Genomic DNA, 24,455 nt, shown 5'->3' with positions numbered 1-24,455 from the left:
AGGCGGGTTTTTTTCGGTCCGCCAAAATACCGAACCCCCAAGGGCTGGCGATCTCGCCAATCCTTGGGGGTTCGGTGCATCGCGTTCATGCACCGGCCATGTCCGACGGCGCGGCGTGCCCGCCCCCTCAGGGCACGGGACTCGCCGTCAGATCTCGATCTTGGTCCCCAGTTCGACCACGCGGTTCGCGGGAATGCTGAAGAAGTCGGTCGGCTTGGCCGCGTTCTGGTGCATCCATGCGAACAGACGTTCGCGCCAGATCGACATGCCGGGCAACTTGGTCGGAACCACCGTCTCGCGCGCGAGGAAGAACGACGTGTCCATCAGCTCGAAGTGCATGTCCGTCTTGCCCTCGAGCAAATTCAGAACTTCCTTGACGTCGGGCGTCTCGTTGAAACCGAACGTTGCGACTACGCTGAACAAGCCGCCGGAGTGATCCTGGACCTCGATGCGATTGAGATCTTCGACATACGGCACATCGACCGTGCGGAAGGTAAGGAAGATCGTGCGCTCGTGCAGGATGCGGTTGTGCTTGAGGTTGTGCAGCAAGCTCACCGGCACTTGCGTGTTGCCGCCCGTCAGGTAGATGGCGGTGCCCGCCACGCGATGCGGCGGATGCGCGAGCAGCCCCTGCAAGAACGGCGCGAGCGGAATCCCGTCGGCGGCCGTGCGCTCACGCAGCAATTGGCGCCCCTTGTGCCAGGTCATCAGCATGAAGAACAGGAACGCCCCCAGCGCGAGCGGCAGCCATCCGCCCTCTTCCACCTTGATCAGGTTCGCGCCGAAGAAGGCGAAGTCGACCACGAGGAAGCCGGTGATGATCAACGCCACCAGGAACTTGTTCCAGTTCCAGACCTTGACCATGACGACGCACGCCAGAATGGTCGTGATGACCATCGTCGTGGTCACGGCAATACCGTACGCGGCCGCGAGATTGCTCGACGATTTGAAGGCCAGCACGATCCAGATGATCACCAGCAGCAGGGCCCAGTTGATCACCGGCATGTAGATCTGGCCGATTTCGCGATCCGACGTATGCAGGATCTTCATACGCGGGACATAGCCGAGCTGAATGGCCTGACTGGTCAGCGAGAATGCGCCGGAGATCACCGCCTGCGAGGCGATCACGGTCGCCGCCGTTGCCACCATCACCAACGGCACCAGCGCCCAGTCCGGGGCCATCAGGAAGAACGGATTTTCGATGGCCTTTGGCGTCGTCAGCAGCAATGCACCCTGGCCGAAGTAATTCAGTGTCAGCGCCGGGAACACGAGGAGCGACCACGCAAATCGGATGGGCCGAATGCCGAAATGCCCCATGTCCGCATAGAGCGCCTCGGCCCCGGTCAACACCAGGAACACCGAGCCGAGCACGATATAGGCTTGCAGGGCGTGCGTATGGATGAAGCGGATGCCGTAATACGGGTTGATCGCCTGAACGATCTCGGGCGCGGCGGCGATGTTGTACACGCCGAGCACGCCGAGAATCACGAACCAGATGACCATGACCGGGCCGAAAAGGCGTCCGACCTTGGCCGTGCCGGACTTCTGCATCCAGAACAGAACGATCAGGATGACGATGGTGATCGGCAGCACGAAGCGCGCGAGCGACGGGGCGGCAATCTCCAGCCCCTCGACCGCCGACAGCACGGAAATGGCCGGCGTGATGACCGCATCGCCATAGAACATACAGGCGCCGAACATGCCCAGCATCATCAGCACCGACGCCCATCGGGTGCCGCCCCGCACGCTGCGAAGGCTTAGCGCCATGAGCGCGAGCACGCCGCCCTCGCCGCGGTTGTCCGCGCGCATCACGAACAGCACATACTTCAGGGAAACGACAATCACCAGGGCCCAGAACAGCAGCGAGATGATGCCGAACACGGCTTGCTGGGTAAACGGAATGCCGTGTTGCGGATCGAAACATTCCTTGAGCGCATAGAGCGGACTGGTGCCGATATCGCCGAAGACCACGCCGATGGCCGCCACCATGAGCGCGGGCAAAGCCTGAGGGCGCTGCCCGTGTCGTATGTTTTGCGTCATAAGGTTTGGGTAATCGCTTTATTGCGCTGCACAAAATGGGCGCTATTCTAACTGGGCGCCGGTTCCCTCGCCAGTCCGGACAGGTGCTGAGTGCCGGACGTCTGACATGGCAGGCTACGCTAGGATAATTCGAGCCGTGCGCCGTGACCAGTGCGGCGCGACAAGGGTTTTGCCACCCCGGCGCACCACGGGATTGGGCGAGCGGCGCCGCGTTTCGAGTTGCAAATGCGCGACATATGCCCGGCATGCGCATTCACGAGTCGACAGCCCCGCCAATTGCGTGTACCGGTGCACCGTGTACGCCGCCGCCGCCGGTGAAACGCGGGTACGACGGCCCATAAACGACGGCCCATAAAAAAACCGCCCGAAGGCGGTTTTCCCATCATCTGAGCCGTCGACCGAACGATGCCCGGCAGGTCATCGCCTTAACGATGACGCGTTGCCTTGCCGCGATGGACAGGGCTCTTGACCGAGCGCACGAGGCTCGAATCGGCAGTGTTCTGCTCGGCTTCAAGCGAGCGGATCTGGCCTTGCAGGTCGTTCAGGCGCAGACGCGCTGCGGTACGTTCGGTTTCCAGTGCCGAGGCCTGTTCGCGCACTGCCTGCTGGTTCTCGGCCAGCGCCTGCTCCTGCTGGCGTTGAATCGTCAGGTCGTTCTGCACCGCGTTCAGGCGCGCTTCACTCTCGGCGAGCTGGCGCTCCATCAGCGCCTTTTGCGCTTCGAGCTTGATGCGACGGATTTCGACGTCGGCAAGCACCTGCGTCTGGCGCACGAAATCGCCGTACAGGGCTTCCGCCTTTTTCTCGTTGCCGAGCTTCACGACGCGCCAGAACTGGCCCTCATGGAACAGTGCCACGTAATAGCCCAACGTCTGCGGATAGAACAACAGGCTCGCGCCATAGCGGCCGTTGTAAGTTGTGCGAAGTTCGGAGACTTCCTTGTTCTGAATGCGATCGCGCAGTTCCTGAATCGTCCCCGAGGCCGCCGCCGGCGCGTTGGCCGACTGCGCAGGCACTGTCGGCGCCGCGAGTTGGGCGGGCGATGCGCCCGTCACGTCCTTCACCGCGTCCGCCGCCCCCGCTGGCGTTCCCCAGGCTGCCAGGCATGCCACCCCCACGCCCAACCAATACCGCCCCCGGCAATCACTGATTTTCATCTGATCTGTTTTCCTCTTATCGACCGGACCGTTTCACGATCCTTGTTCGCCGCATTCGTTCGCCCCCTCCGGACTCCGCCCCGAGGATCTGAGACCTGCGTATTTGTGGAATGATAACCGCACGCCCGCAATAGCCGCCAATTCTATCCATTGACGCGCCCGCTTCCAAGCGCCGAATGCGTTATTGTGCCCGCCTGAATTCATCTGTTGATACCGCGCAACTCCACGCACCGTGCGAGTTCTCCCGGACGGAACTTCGATGTCAGACAAATCCCGTCATTTAGGCGCGAATCGAGGTATTGCCCACGCAACACGCGGCGATATCGGGGCACGATCCCATGGCGAGGGGCGGATGGCATCTCTCGGACCGCCGCGGGCTTTTCAGTCGTTTCCTTCGGTTTGCCAACCAGGTGCGCCGAATGCCGTCCGGTAGCGGCGCACTAGCGATCGCTACCGGTGCCCGCATCGAACTCGCTGGCCAGTTCCGAATCGTTGCCGACGATCTGATACTTGCGCATTTTTTCCCACAGCACCTTGCGGCTGATGCCCAGGGCGTTGGCGGTGTCCTGGCGTCGCCAGCCGTTGGCGTCGAGCGACGCGACGATGCGCGCGCGCTCGGTGGCATCCCAACGGGCGCGATCGGTGAGCACCGCGCCTCGTGCGCCATCGTCACCGCGTGAGGGGGTGCCCATGGAAAGCGCGTCGAAGATCGGGCGGATGCGCCGCTCGTCCCAGCCCCCCAATTGCCGATAGATGATGCCGACACGCTCGGCGATGTTGCGCATTTCACGCACGTTGCCGGGAAACACCCCGCCCTCGACCTGTTCGCGCAGCCACGGCGGCACTTGCGCGCCAACCTCGCTGTCGCCGACGACCTTGCCGAGATAGGCCGTGAAGACGGCGAGCTTGTCGACGGGGCCGCGCTCCTCGAGACTTGGGATATGCAACTCGATCACAGCGAGACGGTAGAACAGGTCGGCACGAAACAATTCGTCGCGCACCATCGTCTTGAGGTGCTTGTTGGTCGCCGCCACGAGCCGAAAGTCGAGCTTCACGGGTTGCGCCGACCCCAGACGCGTCACTGCGCTGTCCTCCAGCACCCGCAACAGTTTGACCTGCTGATACAACGGCAGATCGCCGATTTCGTCGAGGAAGAGCGTGCCGTCGTTGGCCTGCTCGAAATAGCCCTTGTGCGAATACAGCGCGCCGGTAAACGCCCCTTTGGCGTGGCCGAAGAAATGCGACTCGAACAGGCCGTCGGGAATCGCGCCGCAGTTCACGGCGACGAAGGGGCCTTGCCCGTAATGGCTTTGCTTGTCGTGCAGCAAGCGCGCGATGCGCTCCTTGCCCACCCCTGTCTCGCCGTGAATGAGCACGTTCGAGTCGCAATCGGCGAAGGCATCGACCTCCGCGAGCAAGGCGAGCATGGCACTCGACTGCGCAACGAGCGGGTCCACCGGCGCCGGGGCGCGGTCGGCTTCCGCGATGGCGCCCGAGAGTTTGAAGATGAGCGTGCGCAATTCCGCGCCGGAGAAGTCGAGCGTGAGGATATTGCTGTACTCGGGCGGATAGACGCGCGGATCGTTCTCGCGCGGCGTGGTCGCGACCCAGATGACAGGCATGCCGTGGCCCAACTGCCACTCCTGGGCATTGGTCGATGCGCCTTCGATCACCGACACACTGACCACGGCGATGGACGGACGCGCCTTGGTGCGCTCGCGCGAGAGATCGATACCGTCGGCACGAATGACTTCCATGTCGAAGCTCGCGAGGCAATGCGCGACGCGGTCGGCAATATCCGACTTGCCCTCCCACACGTACACATCGAGATCTTCACGTACTGGCTTGCTTTTCATGCTTGTCCGCTGGTTGCCGGTCGCGCCAGGCGCCCGTCATGGTGAATTTCAGTCCTGATATCCGTCGCCCGCTGTTGGCCTCGCTGTTCCGCTCCTGTTCCGGTTCGCTTGCGCGATCGTGCCGCTTCGCTAATAGACGAGTTGGACGAGTCCGTTCTGGCAGTTGATGCTGTCGACGGTCACGGTGGTGGTGCCGAGCGTGATGCCGAGCGACGTGAGTAACGTGTTGAGTAGCGTGCTCAGTGGCGCGAGCAGCGGATTGAGCAAGGTATAGACCACACTGCCGAGCACGGGCGAGACGTCGGCGCTACCGATCGACCCCGACACGGCATTGACGCGGCACTGATTTGCCCCGCTGCCCGACAGATTGCAAACCAGATCCGAAACGCCGCCCAGCAAACCGTTCACGATCGAGCCGAGCGTATTGACCAGCCCGGTGATGAGGCCGTCCACGCCACCGACCACTTGGGGCAGGTTGAGGGTGGCGACGCCGCCCAAGGTGGTGCCGAGCGCATTGGTCGTGGTGGTGAGCCCTGCGGCGGCAGTACTGAGAAACAGGTTGACCGTCGAGACGGTGGCGCCCACGGCCGCGGTTGGCACGCTGCCAACGAGACCCGTACCGATCGTATTGGATGACGCCGCCCCAGACGCACTCACGTCGAGCGACAGGCCCGTGACCAACGCGCTGACGATCTGGCTCAGATTCACGCTCGAGCCGACCGGCCCGACGGTTTGTGGAAACGGGCCGGCAAACGTCAGCGGCGCGGGCGAATTGGTCACGAGCGAGAGGTTGACGTTTCCACCCACGTTAATCAATCCCAGCAACGTCGCAATGTTCGTGCGCTGCGTCATGAGGGTGGTGCAGCTCGCAGCGTCGTTTGCGATGTTCACGCCGCTGGCCGTGCCGCCCACACAGGCATTTACGAGACCGGAATTGATTTGGAGGGTCGCGGAAGGGGTCGCGCCGCACTGCAAGGCCGTCACTGTCGCCGTCGACTGTGCCGCCTCCAGCACGAGCGGTAGATTCAACTGCGTCCCCAGTCCATTGAGCAGCCCGCCCAGCGTACCGGCAGACGAGTTGACGGTCACGAACAGCCGCAATTGCGCGGTCGTCGCTGTCGCACCGACACCGCCCACGCCAACCTGTGGCGGCGAAATGACCCGAGCCACGACCGACACCGTACCGCCCAGAATCGGTAGCGACGGAATCGCCACGGCGTTGCTGCCGTTAGCACCGACGACGGCTGCGGAAATCAGATCAGCGACACCAATATTGGCCGTGAGCGCGTTCGCTGCGCTCACCCCCGCCGCGTCGATGTTGGCGATGAGGCCGGGTGTCGTCGCCGTGCCCAGCAAGTTGATCGGCAGATTCAGCACCGGGCTACCCGCGAACACATTGATGAGGTTGTTCATCGCCGTGACCGACGCCGAGAGCGCACCGTTCTGCGTTGCCAGCGCGATATTCGTTGCACTCAGCAATTGCCCGACGGTCAGGTTCTTCACCGCGGCCACGCCCGACAGCGACGCCACGCTGACATCGCCGGTCACCGGAACCCCAAGCGCCTGCAACAATCCCTGCGGTGTGATATTGACGCCGACAAGTTGCTGCGCCGCGGCGACGTAGAGCGTTGGCGAGATACCGACCGACTGAAGCAGCGGCGCGAGCACCGAATTGCTCGTATTAAGCGCCAGCAGTCCCGAGTCGACCGTGAACGTCACCACCGCTGGCGCCTTGCGTGCAATCGCGGTGGCCGTGATCGTGCGGGTACCGGCGAGCTGGAAGAAGGACGGTACGCCCAACGACAACTTCACCGACACCGCGTTACCACTTGCCGCATTGCCGGCATTGGTCGCGACGAACGTGCCGGGCCCGGTCGCCGACGCCGACGGCGATGTCCAGATACCGCACGACGTCGTCACCTGCAAGCCGGTGACGTTGCTGCCCATGTTCGACGTCACGTTGGCCTGTGCGACGCTTGCATACGACGTGGCGTTGGCGCATCCCGGCAGCGTCTGCGCACCGGCGAGCGCGGCCATGTCGGCCGCGCGCTGCAGATCGCGTCGTTGCATGAACGCATAGCCCACATCGATGGCGAACGCCAGAATCAGCGCCACGATCACGAAGACGAACGCGAGGATCGGAACCGATCCCCGCTGCGCCCCACGTGACGAGGCAATACGATTCGTTCGGCGCAAACGCGCACGCACAGTCATGACACGTTACTGGCTCGCGCCAGCCCCCGCTGCGGCAGGTGCAGCGCCCGCGCTGCCCCCGCCATTGTTGCCGGTCCCCGTATCGCCCTGGACGATCGCCGGATAGAACTGAGGAATCGGATACGTGAAGCTATCCAGATAGCGCTTGTAGGCACGCGACGCCGTCGAGCCGAGCATTGGCAGCCCCGGGCCGGCGGCCAGATTGCCCGCCTGCAGCGCGAGCAACGCCTCGGTTTCGTCGCCGAGCATGCCGTCGCGGGCATGCTCACCGACACGCAGCGCCGTATCGCGCCGAACGACGTTGTGCGGCACACGCCTCGTTTGTTCTACGGGCGCTGCCGCCGTTTGCGCTGCGGGCGTTGCCGAGACAACCGGTGCCGGTGCCGGCGCCGGTGCGGCGACATTACGTGCGTCAGCGCCGCCCATCGATCCCGTGATCGGCGCATTGAGTTGCGCCGCGACCGCGCCCGCCCAAAGCGCGAGCGCAGCGGCAACGAGCCGCGTCGCCCGCCGCGGCCCAGCGTCCAATGTTCCGTGTGGTTTCTGACCTGCCATCATCACGTCTCCCTGATATTGCGTGATTCTCGTCGTGCACCCTGCGCCATGCATGAAGGCGGAAGGCACCGCATCACTGCGAGCGGCTGAAACGGTCCATCAGCGACATCGGCATGTCGCTGCGGGTCCCATCGGTGGTATCGGTGCCAAAGGTGGCATCGGCCGCCACCGCGGCACGTGCAAGCCGGGCCTGCGCCAGCGGTGCCGGAATCGATGCCGCGGCCTGCGCGGCGGCGCGTGCCGCCGCTGCATCGGCCGCCGCCCGGCGCGCTTGTCCCTCGGCGCGGATGTCGGCGGCCAGTTTGTCGATGGCGTCGCGCGTCGCCTGGGGCATGTCGGCGCGCGTCATCACCTCTTCGGCCCGCGAGCGCTCGCCCGTCACCACGAGATACACCGCCAGATTGCTCAACACCTTGCGGCTGTCGGGCCGCAGCTCGGCCGCCTGAGCGAGCGGCACCCGGGCCCCTCCCGTATCGCCGCTGCGCAACAGCGCGAAACCGAGATCGCTCAGATAGAACGCCTGCGTGGGCGCGCGCGTCACGGCCTCGCGCAGCGCCCGCGCCGCCGCCACGTAATCCTTGCGCTGCGCCGCCACCAGCCCCATGCCGTGCCACGCCGCCGCCGCTTCGCTCCCGATCAGCAACGGGCGGTAGGCTTGCTCTGCGGCGTCGGGCTGTCCCGTCTCACGCAAGGCATCGGCCCGGAGAATGTCAATATCCGGCGCCGCGCCGTACTGCATCCGAAACTCGTCGATATGCGCCAGCGACGCAAAATACGCGCCCTGCTCCTGCATCTGGCGAATCATCGACAGATACAACCCGCGCGTGTCGGGCTTGGCCGCCTTGGCCAACGCTTCGTCGTTCTGCTCTGCCTGCATGAGCGCCGCCGCCGACGGCGCACCGTAGCCACCGATACGCGGCCCGCTGCACCCGGCAAGCGCCGCCGCGCACAGCACGGCCATCAGCGAGCCGGCCATCGCGCGGCGGGCGCGCGGTGGCTGTGGGACGCGGGTCGCGGCAGCGGCCCGAGCGAGGCGTCGTGTCTGAATTCGTCGGGTCACCGCATTGCCTCCATCGATTTCGTCAGCGACAGGATCGCCGGCCCCGCAACCACCAGCATCAGCGCGGGCAACAGGGTCAGCATCATCGCCAGCGTCATCTTCACCGTGAGTTTGCCGATGCGCTCCTTCATCGTCTGCCGACGCTGTTCGCGCAAGCGATCGCTGAACTGTTGCAGCGGTTCCTGCACCGCCCCGCCATGTTGCTCGACCTGCACGATGAGCCGCACCAGCGCGCGCAAATCGTCGTTGTCGTAGACCTCGCGCAAGCGGCCCAGCGACGCCTCGCGACCGCGCCCGGACGCGTGCTGACGATTGGCGTTGTCGAATTCCTTGGACAGGATCGGCAGCACTTCGCGAAAATCCGACACCAGCACATACAGGCTCTGATCCATCGACAGGCCCACCCCCTGCAGCAACCGCAGCAAGTCGATGAGCAATGGCAGCTCCTCGATCAGTTCGCGACGGCGCTGTGTCGCCTTGCGTTGCACGTAGAACTTCGGCATGAGCAGTCCGGCCCCGGCCGCACCGATCAGGCGCAGCATCGTACCAACCCCCCCGCTCCCCGGGAACCACAACCAGATGAGCAACGGCAACACCGCCGCGAGCGCCACCCGCGTGAACAGGAACAGCGACTTGGCCCGCACGCTGTCGTAGCCGCATTGCGCGAGCAGCAGGCGATCCTCGGCTGCAATCAGATGCTGACCCAGGCGCGTTTCCGACCACTGCTTGCCCAGCGCCGCGGCACGGTCGAACAACGCGCGCCAGCCGCGCTGTCGGCCCTCATGGGTCGCCAGCGTGTCCTCGTCAGGCGTCGCATGCCGCCCGCCCGGTGCACTCGCCGCACGCAGTGCCGCCAGCGCCTGTTGCTGGCGGCTGGCCAGCACCTGCTCGATCATCCGCTCACTGCGTCCCTGACGCATCGCACGCAACAGCAACGCCGACGCCGCCAGCAACAGCCCTGCCGCGACCATCAACAGGCCCAGCATCATCCACAGGTGCGAGTTGGCGAGGTGCATATCGGTCAGTCCCTCTCGCTCACAGCGACTTGGCGAGCCGGTACAACAGGAAGCCGCCGAAGACTTCCAGTCCCAGGCCGATCGCGAGCAGCCGCTGACCGGACGCCTCCTGGAACATCGGCTCGAAGAATCTCGGATTGAGCAACATCAGCACGGCACTGACGATGATCGGGAGCGCGGCCAGCACCCATGCCGATAGCCGTGTCTCGGACGACAGCGCGTACAGTTCCGCTTGCGCCTGTTCTCGATCGCGCATGAAGCCCGCCATGCGCGACAGGATCTGGTCGGCGCGTCCTCCGAAGCGGGTGGAGAGGTCGACCACCGACGCGAACAGATAAATCTCTTCGACGTGATAGACACGCGCGATCTGCTTGAGCGCAACGTCGAGATCCACACCGGCCTGCACCTGTCGCACGGCACGATCGAGCAGTTCGCGCAGCGGCATGTCGGCATTGCCCGCGGCGGTCTGGAACGCGGCCGGCAGACTATTGCCGACGGTCAGCATCCGCACCATGCCGTCAAGAAAGATCGGCAACTGCCGCACGATGTTGCGATGCCGGCGCGCCGCCTTGAACCAGTAGCGCAGCACCGTGCCGACGGCGTACATCAACAGTACGACGATGGCCGAGAGCGGCCCGTGCCACATCCAGAACAGCATCACCATCAGCAGGCCGGGCGCGACCAGCATCGCGTAGAACGTGGGATCGGTCTGCACGCCCGCGCGCTCGAAGAAGAACTCCCACGGCAACGACTTGCGGCGCGGCGCGCGCGCGGCGTCGCCCTCGCTCGCCGCGAACCGCGGCGCGCTCTGGGCGAGCTGCCGTTCAAGAAACGCGCTTGTCGCCTGCGCTCTCACGCGCTGGTGCGTGCGGCGCCATAGCTCCAACCCTGCGGCAATCAGCAGCAGGGCGATGCCAATGACCCACAGCACGATGGCATTCATCGACGGCGTCCGAAGAAGCCGCCACCGCCACCCGAATCCGGGGGCGTGTTGCTTTGCGATTGCGCTGCGGCCGCGGCCGCATGGCGCGTCTGCTCCCTGAACCGCTGCAATTTCGGCGAGTGCGGCTGAAGGCCGAGCGAGACCCAACGATCCTTCTCTTCGCCGTCGGGCCCCACGACCGATTCGTGACGGTACAGCTCCTGCGTCGAAATCACCGTATCCGACACCCCGGTCACCTCGGTAATCGACAGAATGCGTCGGCGCCCGCTCGACAGACGGCCGATCTGCACGATGAAATCGAGCGCGCTCGTGATCTGCCGGCGCAGGCTGCTCTCGCTGCCCTGAAACCCGGCGAAGCCCGCCAGCATCTCCAGGCGATAGAGGCATTCGCGCGGCGAGTTCGCGTGGATCGTCGCCATCGAGCCTTCGTGACCGGTGTTCATCGCCTGCATCATTTCCAGCACTTCGGACCCGCGCACTTCGCCCACGATGATGCGGTCGGGACGCATGCGCAAACTGTTGCGAATCAGATCGCGAATCGATACTTCGCCCGCGCCGTCGAAGCCGCCCTGACGCGATTCGAGCCGCACCACATGCGGGTGGTTAAGCGAGAGTTCGGCCGTATCCTCGACCGTCACCACGCGCTCGTTCGCCGGAATGAAACTGGCCAGCGCGTTGAGTAGCGACGTCTTGCCCGAGCTGGTCCCGCCGGAGACAAGAATGTTGCAGCGTGAGCGCACTGCCGCCTCGAGCAGCGCGTAAATCTCTTCGTTGAAGCTACCGAGCGCGAGCAGGTCGGACGGCTTGAGCGGGTCCTTGCGAAACTTGCGAATCGAGACCACCGGCCCGTCGACCGCCAACGGCTCGATCACGACGTTCAGGCGCCCGCCGTCGGGCAGGCGCGCGTCGACCATCGGGTTCGACTCGTCGAGACGGCGGCCGATGGGGGCAAGAATGCGTCGCACGATGCGCAGCAGATGCTGATTGTCCGAAAAGCGCAACGCTTCACGCGCGAGCACGCCCTCGCGCGAGACATACACGTCGTTGTACCCGTTGATCAGAATGTCTTCCACCGCCGGATCCGCGAGCAGATCCTCGATGGGTCCGAAGCCGGCCAGCTCTTTCGTAAGCGCATCGGAGATCTGGCGCAACTCCGATTCGTTGATCGGGATGCGGCGCAGACGCACGAAGCCGTCCATCTCCAGATCGACGAACTGCTGAATCGCGCTGCGGCTCCAGCGCCCGAATTCCGCACCGAGTTCCTCGATCCGCGCAAGCAGGTGTTCGTGCGCTGCCGTCTTGATGTCCTGAAACTGCTGTGAATTGGCAAACGCGCGCTTGTCGTCGGCAAATTCGATGGAGTCGGTCATATCAGTGCTTTCCCATGAATCGGCCCAGCCAGCCCGACGAATGACGTTGTGCTGCCGCTCCCGCATGTTGCGCGCTGATCAGTCGTTCGACGAGCGGTTGCAACGCGCGCACGTACGGATCGCCGCGCGCGGTATCGAGAATCAGCTTGCCCTGATTGGTGGCCGAGAGCATGGCCAAGGGACGATCGGGCAGTGTAGCGAGCAGCGGAATCTCGAAGCGCTTGGCGATCTGATCGGCCGCCATACCGTAACGCGGGTCGTAGCGATTGAGCACGAGCTGCAGGTGATGGCGCTCCACGCTCTTCTCTTCGAGATCGCGCAACATCGACGCGAGCGAGACGATCGCACCCACGCTCTGGTCGACGACCAGCCAGACCTCGTCGGCTGCGCGCACGAGGCTCGCGACGAACGCGGGATTCGAGAAGCCGCCAAGGTCGGCCACGATCAGATCGAAGAACGCCCGCAGACGGTCGGTCAGCGCCAGCGCATCGGCCGCGGCCACGCTACGCATGTCGCCGAGATCGAGTGGCAGCGGCAACACCGCGAGGCCGCTTGGCGTATGCGAGACCGCCGTATGCACGAGCGTTTCGTCGAAGCGACGCAGATTCTGCACCGCTTCGGCGAAGCTGAACTGACTTTGCGTATTGAGATACAACAGGCCGTCACCGGACGGCAAACCGAGATCGAGCAGCGCCACATGACCGAGTAGCGAGGCATCGAACTTATCGTCCTTGTTCGCCGGCACCTTCGCCGCGCGGACCGCCTTGTCGGGATGCGCGCCCACGACCATCTCCTGCCCGAGTTGCGACAGATGCGCGGCGAGCGTGCTGCACCCCACACCGATGCGCGCGCCGAGCAGCACCACGAAGCGCCCGTGACGTTGAGGCGCGACGACACTGGGCGGTGGCGTTTGATCGACCACCCGGCGAATGACGTCGAGCGCCTCCTCGTGCGTCGAGTGCATATCGATGAAATCGTGGACCCCGGCGCGAATGGCCGCCTTCATGCCATCGGCCCGCACCATCGAGCCCACTGCCACCAGAGGCAATTTGGGCGCCACGCGCTTGAGCATGTGCGCGAGTTCGATGGCACCGGCGAAGCCGCCGTCGGCGGCGTCGTCGGCATGGCCGGTCGGTTCTCCGGAAAAATCGAGCAGCACGACCTGCGGATCGAGATCGCCAATGCGCTGCTGCAATTGCGCCGGACGGCCCGCCTCCTGCAACACCACGCCCTCGTCGCGCAACGCCGCCGAGAGCCACTGACCGTGGCCCGCATGCGCGCTGCAAAAGAGGAAGCGATGCAACTCTGTCATGGTGTCCAGTATTCGCGTCGGTGCGTTCATTTATGCACTCCTGACTTCCCTGTGCCCCGGGCTCTCGCCTGCGCGCCGCTCCGTACCATCTTGGTACCTGTAGCGGCGTTATTTCGAAAAACCCGGCAGTTCGCTGTCGCTTGCTACACCCATCAAATAGGCGCCCCACACGGGGCCCGGGCGACGCTCGCGCGTATCGCCCGGCAACGGCATCGCCACCCCTTTCGCCACCGGCTTGACCAGATGGGGCGTGACGACGATCACCAGCTCCTTCTCGGCGCTGTTGTACTTCAGATTGCGGAAAAATGCGCCGATGAGCGGCAAGTCGCCGAGCAGCGGCACCTTGTCGACGGCGGCGGTGGTGGTGCGCGAAATCAGGCCGCCGATGACGAAGCTCTCGCCGTCACCCAGCTCGACGGTCGTGTCCGCACGACGTGTCGTGATGGCGGGAATCTGCGTCGAGTCGGTCACGATGGCATTCGTATAGTCGATGTCCGACGCCTCGGGCGCCACCTTCAGCGCAATGCGGTTCGGTGCAAGAATCGTCGGCGTGACCGTGAGTCCGACGCCGAACGGCTTGTAGACGATGGTGGTGGTGCCAAGGCCGCCCGACTGCGGCACCGGAATCTCGCCGCCCGCAAGGAAGCTCGCGCTCTGCCCGGACAAGGCCACCAGGGTCGGCGCCGCAAGCACCCGGCCGAGACCGTTCGATTGCAGCAGATCGATCTCCGCCGCCATGCTGAACGCGCCGCGGGTCACCGAGCCGAAGAACGAACCGAAGTTCGGCACGGCGCTCGTCCCGCCCGCGCCGCCGAAGGCGGAGTTAAGCGCTGAACTCACGCCGAAGGTGCCCGAGCCGGTCTTTTTCGACGCGCCGAAGCGCGCCCCCAGCTGGTTGAGAATATTGCGATTGATCTCGACGATCTTCACGTCGACCTGCACGACCCCGGTGTCCCCGACCGTTGAGCGATCGACGATGACGCCGCCCTTTCCCGCCGCATCGAGCGCCGCCGATTGCAGTGCGCTGTGTTCGATGACGGTATTCGCATGCCCCTTGATGAGCGCCGCGCTGCCACGCGCATCCACGCTGGCCGTGCCGGTATCGCCCAGGGCGCCCTGCAGACTGCCCTTCACATGCACTTCCCAACGCACCGGTTCGCCGCCACGCGGCCATGCGGCGATCTGCGTGGTGCCCGCCTGCTTGCCGACGACCAGCACCGAGCCGCGTCGTCCGCCCGACCCCTTGAGCACGACGACGTCCGCCACCGCCGGATCGGCCACGGCAACACGCTCGAGCGCGCCCGGCACTTGCAGCTCGCGTTGCTCGTGAACGCCCAGCGTCAGGGAACGCGATCCGGCGCCCGAGGGGGTGTCGGCCGCGTCGGCCAGAGGCACCGATACCGTGGCAGCGCACGCGAGCAGCGCGGCAAAGCACAACAGCATGGCCGTCACGCGTCGGGTCTGTCGTCTGGCGGTGCGAACCTGGCTTCTCATCATGGCGTGGCTGTATCGGTCACTGTGTAGATTAATTGGCGTAGCGTTTCAGGTCGAACCTCGAAGCGTCGGCGGCGTCAATAGGCAGCGGTGCTTCGCTGCGCGCCGCGAACGACTTCGATCGTGGCGCCGCCGCTCCCGTATGCGCCCGCTAAATGGGGGGTCCCCGCCGGCGCGCGCGTCGGTGCACCCGCCAGCCCCGTCGCGGCAATGCCGGCATAGGCCTGATTCTCGGGCGTCTCGAGCGCCGCCTTGTCGTCCGGCTTGAGTCCCGCCTTGCCCGCGAGCACGGGCGGTGGCGCCGGGAACAGCGACGGATCGGGTTTGGCGTCGTCCCCCGGGTTGCGAAGCGCCAGCGTGATCTTGCCCTGCTGCGTGCCGAGCACCACCCGGTTGACGTCGGCCACCGGCACGGCCACGACCGCGGCCGTCGCCGGCATGGGCGCCTGCGCATTGATGGCCGGTTGCGCAGGCGCCGGGGCGGTCGCCGTGGCGGCTTGCACGCTGGACGCCACGCTCGGCGTGGCCGGCGGCGGTGACACATCGTCGAGCGATGCGTTGCCATAGCTCAGCACCCGCACGCGGGAGGCCAGCAGACGCGCTTGCGTGTCATCCACCAAGCCCACGGACGGTCCTGCCGGTCGATTGGTTTTCATCGTGAAGAAGACGTCGACGTAATCCCCCGGACGGATGCGGTTGCTCACGCCGACGGTCTCGGAAACCGGAATGGCCAAGGCCCGCTCGCCCGGCGCGAGCTGCAGGGCGAGGCCGCGTGCGAGCGCGTTTTGCGTCACGGGCACGCCGGCCGCGAGGGCGACAAGGGGCACGCGCCCCACGACGTCGGCCGGGTTGGCGAAGCCGCCCGCGGTCTGGCTATCGAACGATACGAGCTTCACGCCGTCCGCTGCAATGGGTTGGCCCGGCGCAAGCGCCTTGGCCGCCACCACGGCCGGATAGCGCTGCGTGAGCGTCTGGGTTACCGGTGAAGGCGTCGCGGCCGGCGCCGGCGCGTTGGACGTGCCGAGTCGCAGCGCGAACAGCGCGAGCAACACACCGGCGACAACCAACACAGCAGCGAGAATCTTGGTGGCTTTGTTCATGGCTTGGGGCCTGAGGGCCGTTCAGTCACAACTTGCGGGACGCCGGCGAACCGGCGGCATGACAACCTGGCATAACCGCACATCTCATTTGGGCCCTCGGGGTGAATGTTCGCGGCACCTGCGCACCGCGCTCCTTTGACGCTCGCGTTCCTCATTTAGCTGCCGCCCAACGTCGATGTGTCGAGCGTGATCGCGGCCGTCCCGACAATGTTTTGCGGCACGAGCGCCCCCAGCCCCGGCCAGTTGACGGTCATCGGCTGGGTCAGCGTCAACGTGACGTGAACAATGCATTGCGAACTGGCGCTGGTGCCCGACGCCGGACACGGGTAGGTCGCGTCGGGCGTAAAGCCGGTGCTCACCGCCGATGCCGACGGCCAGGTCAACGTGGTGTTGATCGCCTGCGTGGCGTATCCCTGGCGCTGCGCCATGGTGCCGGCGCGCAGCATGGCGCGGCCAGCCTCGGAGGCGGCCTGCGTCAGCATCTGCCGGGCAAGAATGGTGATGGAGAACGCGACGGCAACATAGAACGCGGGCAGCAGGATCATCAGGATGAGCATGAATTCCAGCGCGGCGACGCCACGCGAGCGCGTGCATCGCAACCCTGACCCTGCCCGTGCCCCAAACCGCTTCATGACGATGCTCCCCGTCGCTCACGGCACTGTGTGGCCGTGTTTGGCGACGCATTGGTCATACTAATTTGCGCGGCGTCGCCCGCGCCTCTCGTTATTTCGGTGCCGCTTGCCGCCGCACTCGTCATCGCCTGTCGTCGCGTGTCGTCGCCTGTGGCATGTGTCGTGGAAAGGCGCACGACCTGCCGCTGCCTGACTCAATGCAACCTTTGTTACGACCGCACTTACACGACTTACCGCACTACAAGCGCCGCCGCTGCCAGATAGGCCCCATAGGGCAATCCGATGCGTCCGGCTCGCCAGTGCAGAACGCGTTGCCAGGCGGTGGAAGCGCTCAGGCCATCGCACCATCGCGATAGCCACTTCAACCGCAAGGTCAACAACACCAGCGCATGCCCCCCAGCCGCCACGCTGGCCAGGCACCAAACCGGCAGCAGCGCTGAATATCCTGCCACCAGCCCAATCAGCGCGAAAAGCTTGACATCGCCCGCCGCCATCACGTTGCGCCACCAGAAAGGTAGCAGTGCGATCAATCCTAACAGCGCGCCGAGCCCGTGAACCCACATGACCCGAGGCTCGCCATGCCACGCTCGCCATGCAATCCAGATCAGTGCCAGCCCGCCTACGCCCAACAGCCAGACATTCGGGATACGGCGCGCGACCAGATCGGTGATCACGATCGGCAGGCACAACAGCCACAGCAAGGTGAGCACGTTGCGTCTCGCGTCAGTGGTTCACGGCGGACGTTGCGACCGACGTGAGGTTGCTGAACACATTCGTGAGCACGGTCGTCAAATTGGTGAACACCGTCGCGCCGACCAAGAGGGCGACGATGGCGGCCAGAATGCCGTACTCAAGCGCCGTGACTCCTGTCTGCCGGGACAGGCTGCGCTGCCGTCCGGCCACCCCTGCTCGCTTTGCCCGCATGATTCGCGTCCTCGCGAATACTGCCGCCTACCACTCTGAAGGACACCAGAAAATTATGGTGTCCTTCCCAATATTGCCAACCACAATCTCGACACCCGTGCCACCGCACTCACGCCGGCGCCAAACAAGTCGCGATGCCGGAACGTCACGAACCGACGTTCGTCACGACCGACGTGATCTTCGTAAATACCGACGTGAATACCCCTGACAGGTTCGTATAAACCGCGCCACCGATCAGCACGGCCACGATCGCGGCGAGAATGCCGTACTCCAGTGCCGTGACCCCACGTTCGTCGCGAGCAAACAGTCGAATGCGATTGCCAAGTTTCATATCACGCTCCCACAAAAAAGGCGCCAAGCGCCCGTTCGGACACAACGGGACATCAACGGCCTCTCGGTCGCCGACGCACGTGCGCCATATCGCTTATCAATGCTTGAGTTCGGCCTCGGATTCGTTGCGCCATCAGGCTTGCGAACCTCTTTTGCGTTGTACGCCAATATTTCTACGCTTGTCGATACCGCTATTGTCGCGGCGTACGCTTTTTTTCGATGCTAATTTAAACCTGCAAACAAAAACTAGAGCCTTGCTTCCAATCACCCTGGAGAATGTAAGAAAGCGTTACATCGTTGGATCAAACAATACTCCAAATCCAGGTAATACAACGCCCGCGAGGGAAAACCATGATTGGTGTCACGCCACACGTTCACGCGCAATACCTGTAGCACGCCGTTAAATAGCGATTCATCTGATTCAACGGATTCACCCCGTGTTGTCGCTGTTGATTATCGTTGCACTTCGTTCAACACCCCTGCCTCCCGACATCCCCCGGCTCACGCCTCGCCAAGAGACGAGATTCGGCTCGCCCGCGCCGCGACACGCCAGCATCCAGCCTTTGCGCGCCTCGCGCGCTCAAGCATCGCATGGCTTGGCAATTTACTTCGTATTTCTACACGACACCGACATCGGTCTCGCCGGGGACGTTACGTAACGTCCCCCGTAACACCCCCGTAACGGGAACGGCATTTCGACGAAAACCGCTCATTTTTCGATGGCGTTAACCCTGCCCTATCCCCCTTCCGAAGACGGTCGATCTCTCGATCCGAAAGATTCTTGTTTTCCGAAACGCAAGTAAATACAGGCTTTTCAGCCCGCCCCCGGAAAAATTAGAAGTTTTGTTCAAACCCGGCCTTGGCGATTGGCACAGCTCTTGCGCATATCCCTGCATCGCAACGCTGAAGATCACCGGGGGACACCATGATCATTGGCAATACCAATCAAACGATGCCGCGCCCCGCCGCCCTGTCTGGCGGCCAGCAACGCATCGCGGCAACGCAGCGCAGCGCTGCTGCCGAGAACGATCGTAGAGGCGCAAGCCCAGGGAGGGGCGGTGCACAAGGCGGTGGCGTACGCGCCACCGCCACACCGACCGATTCGCCCATCGCCGCTCGCGCCGACCACACGCATTCGGCCCAAGCGATGACGGGCCCCGATAGCGCGGTCGTCAACGCGCTCCTGTTCGCACTCATCGCACAACGCATGAACAGCCGATTGGCGGCGCAAGACGCGCTCGCCTGACCACCGATACAGACCAGAGGACATCATCATGAAAAACATTCAACGCCATCTTCTCGCTTCCGCCTGCCTGCTCGCGATCGTCACGATGACCGGCTGCGCGAGTTCCGGCTCAGGCGGCACCAGCGGGTCGCTCGGCGACAGCGGCACCAGCGGCACCAGCGCCGGCACTGGCGGCGGGGGCGGCACGGGCGCCGGCACGGTGGCTGACGGTTCGGGCCTCGGCGGCAATGGCAGTGGCGGCGGGAGCGGCGGCAGTGGAGACGGCAGCGGGACCGGTGGCACCGGCAGCAGCGCCGCAACCAACCCGATCGGCACCGTGGCCGCCACCGCGAGCACGGGAGTCGTGACGCAAGTCGGCAAGACCGTCAGCGATCTGGGCACCACGCTTGCCGGCACGCAACTGCCGCTGGTCAGCACGCAAACGCAAAGTGGTCTCGCCGGCGCCGCCGTCTCGACCGGCAACGCCGTGCAGACCCTTGGCAATGGCCTCACGAACGGTCTCGGCAAACTGGGTTCGGTGAGCGATCCGCTCAATCCGACGCTCGCCAGCGTGGGCGGCGCGGTCACCGACCTCGGCACGGCCGGCACGCAACTGGGTAGCGCCGTCGCCGGCCTCGGGCAAACCGGCCCGCTTGCCAATACGCCGGTCAATGGCGTGACTACGCTGCTTGGCGGTGTCGTAACGTCGGTAGGCATGGCAGGCCAAAGCCTCGGCAGCGGTTTGACGCAGACGATCACGAGCGGCCCGGTGCAGCAACTGACCACATCGCTCTCGTCGGCTATCACGCCGATCACGAACGTCGTGACCAATGCCACGCAAACGGTCGGTAACACGACAGGTCTCGGCACACCGGTTTCCGGACTGCTGGCGCAAATCGGCGGCGGTCTCGCCGGTGTCGGCACGCAGATCGCCGGTCAGCTCAACAATCCGGTGGCCACCGACGTCGGCGGCATCGTGGCGGGCGTGGGTAACACAGTGGCCAGCCTGGGCGGCACGGTCCACGGTACCCCGACGAGCACCAACCCGCTCGCCCCGCTCACCTCGGTCCTTGGCGGGCTGACGGGTGGCTTCGGTGGTGGCGCAGGCGCCGGCCCGCTGGCCCCGGTCACGAGCCTCGTCTCTGGCCTGACCGGCACGCTTGGCGGTGCCACGGGCGGCGCCTCGGGCAGCAACCCGCTGGCCCCGGTCACAAGCCTCGTCTCTGGCCTGACTGGCACGCTCGGCGGTGCCACGGGCGGCGCCTCGGGTAGCAACCCGCTGGCCCCGGTCACCAGCCTCGTCTCCGGCCTGACCGGCGCGCTCGGCAGCGCCACCGGCGGCGCTTCGACGGGGACGGGTGGCACGGCAGCAGGCGGTGCCCTGGCCCCGGTGACGGCGCTGCTCAGTTCCGTAACAGGCACGGTCGGCGGAGCCACGGGCTCGGGTAGCAGCAGCAGCGGCCCGCTCGCGCCGGTGACCAGTCTGCTCGGCGGCTTGCTCGGCGCCAAGAAGTAATCAGGCATCCATCCAGAACGATCTAGGGAGATAGACATCATGACCAACGTACTTCAACGCACCCTCCTGGCTTCGGCCGCCATCGGCCTCATCGCCCTGACCGGCTGCTCCAGCGGCGGCGGCGGGAGCGGCGCTTCGGGCGGCACCTCGGGTACCCCGAATGCCGTCGGCACGACCGCCACCGGCGCCGGCGGCGTCGTGAGTTCCGCCGGCAACGTCGTCAGCGCCTTGGGCGACCAGGTGGCCAGCACCCAGCTCCCGCTCGTGTCCACGCAAGCGTCGCAGGGCTTCGGCGGTGCGCTCAAGCAGACCGGCAACGCCGTCACCGATCTCGGCAACGGCGTGAGCAGCGGTCTCGGCCAAGTCGGCGCCTCGTCGGATCCGGTCGGCACCACGCTTGCGAGCACCGGCAATGTCGTGACCGACCTCGGTCAGGCAGGCGTATCGCTGGGCAGCGGCGTGGCCGGTGTCGGCAAGAGCGGTCCCCTGGCAGGCACTCCCGTCGATACGCTGACCGGGGCACTTGGCAACGTGGTCGCGACCGTCGGCCAAGGTGGCATCGCGGGCGGTGCGATCCTGAAACAGGCCTTCACGGGCGGCCCGGTGGTTCAGGCCACCACGGCGCTCTCGTCGGCCATCACGCCGATCACCAATGTCGTGTCCGACACGACCCGCACCGTGGGAATGACCACGGGCCTGGGCAGTCCGGTACAGGGTTTGCTGCAGACGGTCGGCGGCGGCGTCGCCTCGGTCGGCACGACCATGCAGGGAACATCGTCGAACCCGGTCGTCACCGCACTCGGCAACACGGTGATTGCCACCGGTAACACCGTGGGCGGCGTCGGCACGTTCCTGAACGGCAGCACTTCCACCGGCTCGGCGAATCCGTTCGGGTCGCTGTTGGGCAACCTGGGCACGACGACCGCAGGCGGTTCGTCGAACCCGCTCAGTTCGGTCACGGGATTGCTCGGCGGTCTCGGCGGTTCGGGCAGCAGCCCGCTCGCGCCGGTCACCGGCCTGCTCGGCGGGGTGAGTGGCGCCACGTCGGGTGGCAGCAGCAGCCCGCTGGCCCCGGTCACGAGCCTGCTCTCCGGTGTGACGAGCACGGCCGGCGGTAGCTCGGGCGGCGCAACGGGCGGTCTGACGGGACTGCTCGCACCGGTCACCAGCCTGCTCGGCAGTGTGGCCAGTGTCGGCAAGTAATCGCCCGTCCAATGGTGCGTCGCGCGAATCGCGCGCGCACCACGTGATTCATCGATAAGGAGATGCCATGGCCCGCTTCATTCCCGACACCAGCGTTCTGATGCGCGGTCATGGCGATTGCGCCCCGCAACTTTCCGAGCCCGTCGCCATGCGCGACACCGGCAACGGGTTCGCCGCCGGCCACCGCCACAACACATACGGCGTCGATTCGGGCGCTGCCTCCGGGGCGACGTCGACGGCCTCCCCGCTCAACACATCGCACGGCACCATGAGCGACCGACACACGAACCGTAACGATCTCGTCGCCGGCATCGTCCGCTCGCTCGGACGCCGGCTCGCCGTGTACACGGCGCTGTATCACGCAGCGCTAGCCGAGCAGCTCGGCCTGAATGTCACCGACCTGAACGCGCTCGATCTCATCCTTGAGATCGAATCGATTACCGCGGGCCAGCTTGCCGAACTCATGGGCGTGAGCTCGGGCGGCATCACCACGGTCATCGACCGGCTCGAGCGCGCGGGCTTCGTCGAGCGGGAGAAGAACCCGCACGACCGGCGCATGGTGATGATCCACCCCATCGAAGCGCGTTGCGCTCAGATCGAACAGTTCCTGTCCTCAGTCTCGCGCGAACTCACGGCGGTCAGCGCGGCATACGACCAGAGCGAACTCGCCGCGATTCACGATTTCCTGGTGCAGAGCATCCGCACCCTGAAGAGCGAAACCTTCCGTCTTCGCTTCGAGGCCGATCAGGACATCGCCGGTCTGGTCTCCAATGGTCGGAGCGCGTCGACCAAGGTCTGAGCGCGCCTCGACGACCACGACCCCAACGAGGAGAAACGTCATGTCGAAGCTTTTGCGTCCCACGATGCTTGCCGTGCTGGTGGCGAGCATCGTCAGTGTTACCGGTTGCTCCAGTTCAGGCGGCGGCAGCGGCGCCACAGCGAACACGCCGACCAACCCGTCGGACCCGACGAATCCCGTCACGCCGACCAACCCCACGAATCCGACCACGAGCAGCGCCGGTGTCGTCAGTTCGGTCGGCTCGGTGGTGAGCGCGCTCGGCAATCAGGTCGCCGGCACGACGGTGCCGGGTGTATCCACGCAAGCCACGCAGGGTTTCGGCGGCGCGCTCACGCAAACGGGTAACGCCGTCACGGACCTGGGCAAAGGCGTGGGCAGCGGACTGGGCCAGCTCGGCACGTCCGGCACGAACCCGGTCGGCACCACGCTCGCGAGCACGGGCAGTGTCGTGTCCGATCTCGGCAATGCCGGCGTATCGCTCGGCAGCGGCATTGCCGGCATCGGCAAGAGCGGCCCGCTGGCGAACACACCGATCGACACGCTCACGGGCGTGCTGGGCACCACCGTCGCGACCGTCGGCCAGGGAGGCGTGCAAGGCGGTTCGGCACTCACTCAGGCATTGACGAGCGCCCCTGTCGTTCAAGCGACGACGGCCCTCTCGTCGGCCATCACGCCGATCACCAATACGCTCACGACGACAACGCAGACGCTCGGCAACACCACCGGCCTGGGCACTCCGGCGGCCGGTCTGCTCGGCACACTGGGCGGCGCATTGAATTCGACCGGCGCGCAGGTCAAGGCGGCCGCACCAAACGCCGTTGTCGCAAGCCTTGGCAATCCGCTCATGGCGCTGGGCAACACCGTCGCGAGTGCGGGCGGCCTGCTCTCGGGGACCACCAGCACGACGCAACCGAATGCGCTCGGCAACGTGCTCGCCAACGTGGGGAACACCACGGTGACGCCGACCACGGCGAGCGGCAACAATCCGCTGGGCGCGCTCACCGGTTTGCTCGGCGGGCTGTCGAGTGCGACAGGCGCATCCGGCAGCAATCCATTGGGGGCCGTAACGGGCCTGTTGGGCGGTGTGACGAGTCCCTCGGGCGCCAGCGGCGGTGCGGGCACCGCGCTGGCCCCCGTGACGACGCTGCTGAACACCGTCACTGCGCCACTTGCGACGCTGGCCAGCGTCGGTTCGGGTAGCACCAGCGGCACGGGCGGCGCAAGCGGCCTGCTCGCGCCGGTGACGGGACTGCTGGGCGGCGTGGCCAAATAAATTGCGGGACGCAAGCCAGACGCAAGCCAGACGGAAGCGGGACAGTGACGAGACAGGGGATGGGAGAGTAGCGCGACGTACCGAAGCGTCGCAAGATCGCGAGAGGGGGGGAACGTCGGCGGGGTGCAGGCCCAATGACGACGGCAAACCCGGCCAGTGAAGCGACACTGGCCGGGCTTTGCCGTGTCTGGCGTCGAGCGGTCGCTCATTCCGACAGACGGCTGTCAACGTGATCGCGGCCGTCGAAGTCGGCGCGATCTCATGACACGTTGCGGCCACCGCGCTGCGACGTTGTTGCGTGTTGCGTTGACGTCGCGCTCGCACGCCAAGAAAAAAGACCCGGACGAGTACTCGTCCGGGTCTTTTTGCCGCGGGCATCCAGCCGAACCTGCCTATCGCGCGGTGGCGGTGCAGAAGGATCGTAGCAACGCCCCCC

At 65.4% G+C, this 24,455-nt stretch carries 21 protein-coding genes; 5 read left to right on the top strand and 16 right to left on the bottom strand.

Going from position 1 to position 24,455, the window contains the following annotated elements; all coding sequences use genetic code 11:
* Positions 1–147: 147 nt before the first annotated feature.
* The 16 genes from PCE31107_RS08980 to PCE31107_RS08905 form a co-directional block, all read right to left on the bottom strand.
* Complete coding sequence (locus PCE31107_RS08980; RefSeq protein ID WP_150607845.1) at positions 148–2,040, bottom strand: potassium transporter Kup; 1,893 nt, start codon at positions 2,038–2,040, stop codon at positions 148–150.
* Between the two features lie 425 nt (positions 2,041–2,465).
* Complete coding sequence (locus PCE31107_RS08975; RefSeq protein WP_150607843.1) at positions 2,466–3,197, bottom strand: DUF2968 domain-containing protein; 732 nt, start codon at positions 3,195–3,197, stop codon at positions 2,466–2,468.
* 440 nt (positions 3,198–3,637) lie between these two features.
* On the bottom strand, positions 3,638–5,053 hold the full coding sequence (locus PCE31107_RS08970) for a sigma 54-interacting transcriptional regulator (protein WP_130026214.1): 1,416 nt from the start codon (positions 5,051–5,053) through the stop codon (positions 3,638–3,640).
* A 129-nt stretch (positions 5,054–5,182) separates the two neighbouring features.
* Positions 5,183–7,267, bottom strand: a complete 2,085-nt coding sequence (locus PCE31107_RS08965; RefSeq protein ID WP_150607841.1) for a pilus assembly protein TadG-related protein — start codon at positions 7,265–7,267, stop codon at positions 5,183–5,185.
* 6 nt (positions 7,268–7,273) lie between these two features.
* A complete protein-coding gene (locus tag PCE31107_RS08960) occupies positions 7,274–7,825 on the bottom strand; it encodes a DUF3613 domain-containing protein (RefSeq protein ID WP_240755982.1) in 552 nt (183 codons plus the stop codon).
* A gap of 70 nt (positions 7,826–7,895) precedes the next feature.
* Entirely contained in the window at positions 7,896–8,882 is a 987-nt protein-coding gene (locus PCE31107_RS08955) for a tetratricopeptide repeat protein (protein ID WP_150607839.1), read from the bottom strand.
* Entirely contained in the window at positions 8,879–9,898 is a 1,020-nt protein-coding gene (locus PCE31107_RS08950; RefSeq protein WP_150607837.1) for a type II secretion system F family protein, read from the bottom strand. The genes PCE31107_RS08955 and PCE31107_RS08950 overlap by 4 nt, the downstream gene beginning before the upstream one ends.
* Positions 9,899–9,917: 19 nt before the next feature.
* A complete protein-coding gene (locus tag PCE31107_RS08945) occupies positions 9,918–10,841 on the bottom strand; it encodes a type II secretion system F family protein (protein ID WP_130026217.1) in 924 nt (307 codons plus the stop codon).
* The gene (locus tag PCE31107_RS08940; protein WP_130026218.1) at positions 10,838–12,211 is read right to left on the bottom strand and encodes a TadA family conjugal transfer-associated ATPase; all 1,374 of its coding nucleotides are present in this window, start codon (positions 12,209–12,211) and stop codon (positions 10,838–10,840) included. Before PCE31107_RS08940 ends, PCE31107_RS08945 begins: the two co-directional genes overlap by 4 nt.
* 1 nt (position 12,212) lies before the next feature.
* Positions 12,213–13,553, bottom strand: coding sequence for a MinD/ParA family protein (locus PCE31107_RS08935; RefSeq protein ID WP_017231743.1), 1,341 nt, complete (start codon positions 13,551–13,553; stop codon positions 12,213–12,215).
* A 78-nt stretch (positions 13,554–13,631) separates the two neighbouring features.
* Positions 13,632–14,966: a type II and III secretion system protein family protein gene (locus PCE31107_RS08930; RefSeq protein WP_150608433.1), complete on the bottom strand. Its 1,335-nt coding sequence runs from the start codon at positions 14,964–14,966 to the stop codon at positions 13,632–13,634.
* A 128-nt stretch (positions 14,967–15,094) separates the two neighbouring features.
* The gene (gene cpaB, locus PCE31107_RS08925) at positions 15,095–16,117 is read right to left on the bottom strand and encodes a Flp pilus assembly protein CpaB (protein ID WP_150607835.1); all 1,023 of its coding nucleotides are present in this window, start codon (positions 16,115–16,117) and stop codon (positions 15,095–15,097) included.
* Between the two features lie 155 nt (positions 16,118–16,272).
* Complete coding sequence (locus PCE31107_RS08920; protein ID WP_130026221.1) at positions 16,273–16,749, bottom strand: TadE/TadG family type IV pilus assembly protein; 477 nt, start codon at positions 16,747–16,749, stop codon at positions 16,273–16,275.
* 230 nt (positions 16,750–16,979) lie between these two features.
* The gene (locus tag PCE31107_RS08915; protein WP_150607833.1) at positions 16,980–17,459 is read right to left on the bottom strand and encodes a prepilin peptidase; all 480 of its coding nucleotides are present in this window, start codon (positions 17,457–17,459) and stop codon (positions 16,980–16,982) included.
* 13 nt (positions 17,460–17,472) lie between these two features.
* Positions 17,473–17,673, bottom strand: coding sequence for a Flp family type IVb pilin (locus PCE31107_RS08910; protein WP_150607831.1), 201 nt, complete (start codon positions 17,671–17,673; stop codon positions 17,473–17,475).
* Positions 17,674–17,818: 145 nt separating this feature from the next.
* Positions 17,819–18,004, bottom strand: a complete 186-nt coding sequence (locus PCE31107_RS08905) for a Flp family type IVb pilin (RefSeq protein ID WP_150607829.1) — start codon at positions 18,002–18,004, stop codon at positions 17,819–17,821.
* 924 nt (positions 18,005–18,928) lie between these two features.
* Here PCE31107_RS08905 and PCE31107_RS08900 point away from each other — a divergent pair.
* From PCE31107_RS08900 to PCE31107_RS08880, 5 genes are all read left to right on the top strand, one after another.
* Positions 18,929–19,249, top strand: a complete 321-nt coding sequence (locus PCE31107_RS08900) for a hypothetical protein (RefSeq protein WP_150607828.1) — start codon at positions 18,929–18,931, stop codon at positions 19,247–19,249.
* Positions 19,250–19,277: 28 nt separating this feature from the next.
* Positions 19,278–20,744 (top strand): collagen-like triple helix repeat-containing protein, encoded by a 1,467-nt coding sequence (locus PCE31107_RS08895; protein WP_150607826.1) that lies wholly within the window; start codon positions 19,278–19,280, stop codon positions 20,742–20,744.
* Between the two features lie 39 nt (positions 20,745–20,783).
* Positions 20,784–21,947, top strand: coding sequence for a collagen-like triple helix repeat-containing protein (locus PCE31107_RS08890; RefSeq protein ID WP_150607824.1), 1,164 nt, complete (start codon positions 20,784–20,786; stop codon positions 21,945–21,947).
* Between the two features lie 67 nt (positions 21,948–22,014).
* On the top strand, positions 22,015–22,746 hold the full coding sequence (locus tag PCE31107_RS08885; RefSeq protein WP_130026226.1) for a MarR family winged helix-turn-helix transcriptional regulator: 732 nt from the start codon (positions 22,015–22,017) through the stop codon (positions 22,744–22,746).
* A gap of 40 nt (positions 22,747–22,786) precedes the next feature.
* Positions 22,787–24,019, top strand: coding sequence for a collagen-like triple helix repeat-containing protein (locus PCE31107_RS08880; RefSeq protein WP_150607822.1), 1,233 nt, complete (start codon positions 22,787–22,789; stop codon positions 24,017–24,019).
* Positions 24,020–24,455: the final 436 nt, after the last annotated feature.

This window comes from Pandoraea cepalis (genome assembly GCF_902459625.1).
In the GTDB taxonomy this organism is placed as follows: Bacteria; Pseudomonadota; Gammaproteobacteria; order Burkholderiales; family Burkholderiaceae; genus Pandoraea; species Pandoraea cepalis.
Note: the sequence above shows the minus strand (reverse complement) of the source record. Positions and strands in the feature narration are given on the sequence as shown.